Here is a 4,497-nt window from a genome sequence, read left to right on the forward strand (position 1 = left end):
ACAACATGTTGCGTCGATTCATCTCCGGCACAGCACGACCATATAAGAGATGGCGTGTTTGCACGCGGAGGAGGCGGCATATGTCGTTTCTGCGTTGCTGACTCCAAGCCCGTCCCAGGGCTCTCCAGCCGACCTGACCAGTGCGTATTCGTTCGCCCCCGAGCGGGGGAGCCACGAGTCCCTACGGGCGACACCAGCCCCAACCCGAGGCTGACCTTGCGGGCTTGGCAGACTGTGCCCATGGCTCAGATAACTATGCGCGGAAACCCGATCAACACGGTTGGCGAATTGCCTGCCGTCGGATCCCCAGCTCCTGCCTTCACGTTGACCGGGTCCGATCTGGCACCAGTCAGCAACGACCAGTTCGGCGGTAAGCCGCTGTTGCTGAACATCTTTCCATCGGTAGACACGCCGGTATGCGCCACCAGCGTGCGCACCTTCAACGAACGCGCCGCCGCAAGCGGGCTGTCGGTGTTGTGCGTGTCCAAAGATCTGCCGTTCGCGCAGGCGCGATTCTGCGGCGCAGAGGGTATCGAGAACGTGAAGACCGCCTCGGCGTTCCGTGACAGCTTCGGGCAGGACTACGGCCTCACCATTGCCGACGGTCCGTTCGAGGGGCTGCTCGCCCGGGCCGTCGTGGTGATCGGCGCCGACGGCAACGTCGCCTACTCGGAGCTGGTTCCCGAGATCGCCAACGAGCCGAATTACGATGCGGCGCTGAATGCGCTGAGCGCGGCCTAGTCGTTTCGCGGCTGACCGGCGACCAGTAGCACACCGACAGCAAAGATCAGCGCGGTCAGCCAAGGGAAATGCCCGTGCGGAGCGAAGCCTCGCGCGGCGACGAATGCCAGGCCACAGGCGGCTATCGCGGCACCGGCGAGCATGATCGGTTCGGTCCATCGATCGCGCAGCGGCGTCTTGACCATGGCGAGCGGCGCCGCGAAAACGCGTCGGCCCCAGTACAACAGCACCATCTCGACGGCTGTCACCAGGCTGAGGACAACCACCCATTCCAGCCGGGCCAGCCACCATTGGGCCGTGCCCTCGACCGGTTGGGGTAACAATCCGGCCGGGTAGCCGATGATCGCCACGGCCACAACAGGAATCATGTGCCACAGATAAAGAGCCATCACGTTGGTGTTGGCAGTCGTCAGTGCCCGCTGGGCGAAATCGGAGCGTAGCGCCCGGTTGACCGCGGGTGCGATGGCTATCACCAGTCCTGCTTGCGCGCAAGCGAACGCCAGCATCGCCGTCGAGGGCGGGTCGGAGTTCTGCAGGCTTTGCCCTGGCACACCGATCATGCTGACCGGATAGGGGCCCACCAAAATCAGCAGCGTCAGCGCAACGGCTGATCCACCCGCGAGCAGCGCGCCTCTGCGGCCGGCTAATAGCCCGTCGCGCCAACCGATTCCGAGCTGGTAGAGCGCACCCCAGCACAGCACGTAGTTCAGCGAGCGCAGGTAGGGGAGGTGGCCGGCGAGGGAGACGGCGTCGACCACAACGACTCCCGCCGCGAGCACCGCCGGCACCCAGAGGCCCCAACGCTGTTGTGCGGCAATGCCAACCGGCGTCAAGGAGACCACCACCAGATAGACGGCGAGGAACCACAGATGCATCGCCACTGCCCAACCCGCGTATTCCAGCGTGGAGCCGGCCACGTGGCGCCAGTCCAGGACAACCACAATCGCTGAGATCAGCCCGACGTAGACCGTGGTGGGTCCGAGTACCCGGGCAAGTCGATGCCGCACCCACGTCTGACGCGACGCGCCCTCGGTACTACGCCGGTGCGCCCAGGACACGGCACCGGCGTAACCGGCGGCCAGGAAGAACGTTGGCACGGCCTGGAACGGCCACGTCAGCCATTGGGTCCAGGGCTGGTCGACGAGCGGGTTCTGCCGACCGAACTGGCCGTCGTGGTATGTCACCGATCCGGCGAGCCAGTGGCCGAGCACGATGAGAACGACACCCGATACGCGGTAGAAATCCACCGCCAGATTGCGGGCCGGGCGCATGATCCAGACAGTAGCCCGCGCTGAGCCTGAGAATTCTCAGCTTTTGCGTAGCGGCACCAGCACTTTGAGCGATCCGTGCCCCGGTCCGTTCCGGTAAACTGGTGATCTCTTCGCCGAAGTCCGGCGGTGCATAGCTTGGAAGGTGTCCCCATATGGTCACGCCCTCGTTCACCAAACTGGCTGCTGCAGTCGGCGGTCTGACGTTGTCGTTGGTTGCCGGCGCAGGGATTGCGTCCGCAGATCCGGGTATCGATTCGGCAATCAACACCACCTGCAGTTACCCGCAGGTGGTAGCGGCGCTCAACGCGCAATCGCCGGCCGATGCGGCGAAGTTCAACTCGTCAGCAATGGCGCAGGGCTGGTTGCGGTCCTTCCTGTCGTCACCGCCGCCCCAGCGCGCGCAAATGGCGCAGCAGGCGCAGGGCATGCCGGGGGCCGCCAAATACATCGGGCTGATCGGCCAAATCGCCACCAGCTGCAACAACTACTGAGTTCCTGACGCGTGCATCACGCGTTACCAGACACGTATCCAGTCGACGAGCATGTCCGCGGGATAGCTGCCGGATCCGGGATCGCCGCCGCCGGAACCGGCAACCGCGAGGTTGAACACTGGAAAAGCGGTGTAGCCCGGCCCGTTGAACGGCCAGTCTGGTAGCGAGCTCGCGGGCACGTCAAAGTACGGTTGCGCGCCCTCGACGTAGTCTTTCCAGAACCGGATACCGGCCTCGTCCCACTGGGTGCGCCAGGTGTGCCAGCCACCGTCTACCGCGATGTTGTGCGTCTTCCATTCGCCACCGTTGGCTTTGGCGTGCACGGTGGTGGCCGAGGGCCAGCTGCCGTTGCCGTACCACTCCATGACGTCGATTTCGCCCTGATCCTCATTCCCCAGCCAATATGCGGGCCACGCACCGGCGGTCAGACAATTGAGCTTGATCCGGGCTTCCCAGGTGTGCCCGACGCCGCCCCGCCACAGGCTTTGAACCTTGCCGCTGAAATACGTGGCACCGTCTTTCGCGGCGCGCAGGACGAGGTTGGAATTGCCGTCCAGGAAGACGTTGTGGCGATCGTCGCGGTACTGCCCGATGTTTTCGGGGCGCTCCCAATACGTCGGATCCTTGATCGTCTCGCGGGCTTTAGCGACCGCCCACCTCGACGGATCCGGCGCCGAGCCGGCCGGCCCGTCGAACTCGTCGTGAAAGACGTAGGAACCCGTTGGTGCGTCCGGGCGGCGCGGGTAAGCCCGGGCCTCGGGGATGGGGACCGCGGCTGCCAGCACGCCGACCCCCGTCATCAACATCATCCTGCGGCGGTCCATCTGGGGCATAGGCAAAGCACCATAGCAGCCCGGCCAGCTCGGGTCAGAGATGAGCCAGCAGGCGCTCGGCGAAGACACCCGGGTGCTCTCGATGCATAAAATGCCCGCCCGGCACTTCCTCGACGACGTAATCGCCCTCGAACATCCGGGCGGCGCCCCGGTAGTCCGACGGCGCGACGACTGGATCGTTGAGCCCGGCAAAGACCACCGTCGGCACCGTGATCCGTGTCCGCAATGATTCGCTGGGTATTGGCGAGAGCTTTCGGTAGTAGCCGAACGCGGCGTTCAAGCTCGCCGCGTTCGAGAAGCTCGCGCGGACGGCATCGAACTCCTTTTGATCAGGAGTCCAGTCCGGCGACCATCGCCGATAGATCGCGGGCAGTGCCGCGAAGTCATTGCGCGCGAAGCGCTTCGGCGCACCCGGCAACTTGTATGCCGCGAAGTGGCGGACACCCCAGAGCTTCTTCGGCGACGGTTTCAACGCCGCGGGGTGTGGAATCCCGATGACGAACAGCTTCTTCACTCGATCAGGACCGAGCGCCGCCGCGCCGTAGGCGGCCGAAGCACCCCAATCGTGGCCGATGACGACGGCGTCACGGGCACCGAGTGCCTCGATCAATGCGAGCGGATCACGCGCCAAGGTCTCTTGGTCAGCGTCACGATCGGGGATCGCGGTGGGGTGGTAACCGCGCATGAACGGGCTGACCGCGCGGTATCCCTGGGCGGCGATTCGCGTGCGCAGGTCATCCCAGGTGTGTGCGGTATCCGGGAACCCGTGCAGCATGAGCACAAGAGGCCCGGTGCCCTCCTCGAGATAAGCAAAGTTCAGCCCGTTCGCATCGACGAAGTGCAGTTCATCAGCCATGGCTAAGAGACCTTAGGGGGAGGAGGCCTTCTGGTAAACGAGCCAGCGCAAATCGATCGGGGATTCGTCCCGCTCGACGTCGAACAGGTCAAGGCCGCTTGCCCAGTCGGCGAACCAGGCCGTCGGTGGCCAAGCGCCCTCGGGCAGGTGAAGTTTCTCGTACTCATAGGCGGAGTCGTCGGCAACGAGCTCAAGCGGTAGCTCGTCGGCTGCGCTCGTCATCTCCTCCCAGGTGAAGATCATCGTGTTGCACTGCTGTCCGAGTTCACGGGCGGCATCGTCGAGGACATAACCTTTGCGCGGCA

The 4,497-nt window shown here is 64.6% G+C and carries 5 protein-coding genes and 1 pseudogene; 2 read left to right on the plus strand and 4 right to left on the minus strand.

Annotated features, from left to right (window positions below):
• Positions 1-240 precede the first annotated feature (240 nt).
• The gene (gene tpx, locus WBF82_RS12010; protein WP_424383250.1) at positions 241-741 is read left to right on the plus strand and encodes a thiol peroxidase; all 501 of its coding nucleotides are present in this window, start codon (positions 241-243) and stop codon (positions 739-741) included.
• Here tpx and WBF82_RS12015 read toward each other — a convergent pair.
• Positions 738-2,012, minus strand: coding sequence for an acyltransferase family protein (locus WBF82_RS12015; RefSeq protein ID WP_424383251.1), 1,275 nt, complete (start codon positions 2,010-2,012; stop codon positions 738-740). The two genes, tpx and WBF82_RS12015, sit on opposite strands and share 4 nt — an antisense overlap.
• A 152-nt stretch (positions 2,013-2,164) precedes the next feature.
• On the opposite strand from WBF82_RS12015, the gene WBF82_RS12020 reads away from it, so the two are divergent.
• On the plus strand, positions 2,165-2,503 hold the full coding sequence (locus tag WBF82_RS12020) for a hemophore-related protein (protein ID WP_424383252.1): 339 nt from the start codon (positions 2,165-2,167) through the stop codon (positions 2,501-2,503).
• Positions 2,504-2,526: 23 nt separating this feature from the next.
• Here the strand turns inward: WBF82_RS12020 and WBF82_RS12025 are convergent, their stop codons facing one another.
• The 3 genes and pseudogenes from WBF82_RS12025 to WBF82_RS12035 form a co-directional block, all read right to left on the minus strand.
• The gene (locus tag WBF82_RS12025; protein WP_424383253.1) at positions 2,527-3,336 is read right to left on the minus strand and encodes a glycoside hydrolase family 16 protein; all 810 of its coding nucleotides are present in this window, start codon (positions 3,334-3,336) and stop codon (positions 2,527-2,529) included.
• Between the two features lie 34 nt (positions 3,337-3,370).
• A complete protein-coding gene (locus WBF82_RS12030; RefSeq protein ID WP_424383254.1) occupies positions 3,371-4,192 on the minus strand; it encodes an alpha/beta fold hydrolase in 822 nt (273 codons plus the stop codon).
• 12 nt (positions 4,193-4,204) lie between these two features.
• Positions 4,205-4,497 (minus strand): annotated as a pseudogene (locus WBF82_RS12035) (class I SAM-dependent methyltransferase); the annotation flags it as partial.

It is taken from the genome of Mycobacterium sp. (genome assembly GCF_049673265.1).
In the GTDB taxonomy this organism is placed as follows: domain Bacteria; phylum Actinomycetota; class Actinomycetes; order Mycobacteriales; family Mycobacteriaceae; genus Mycobacterium.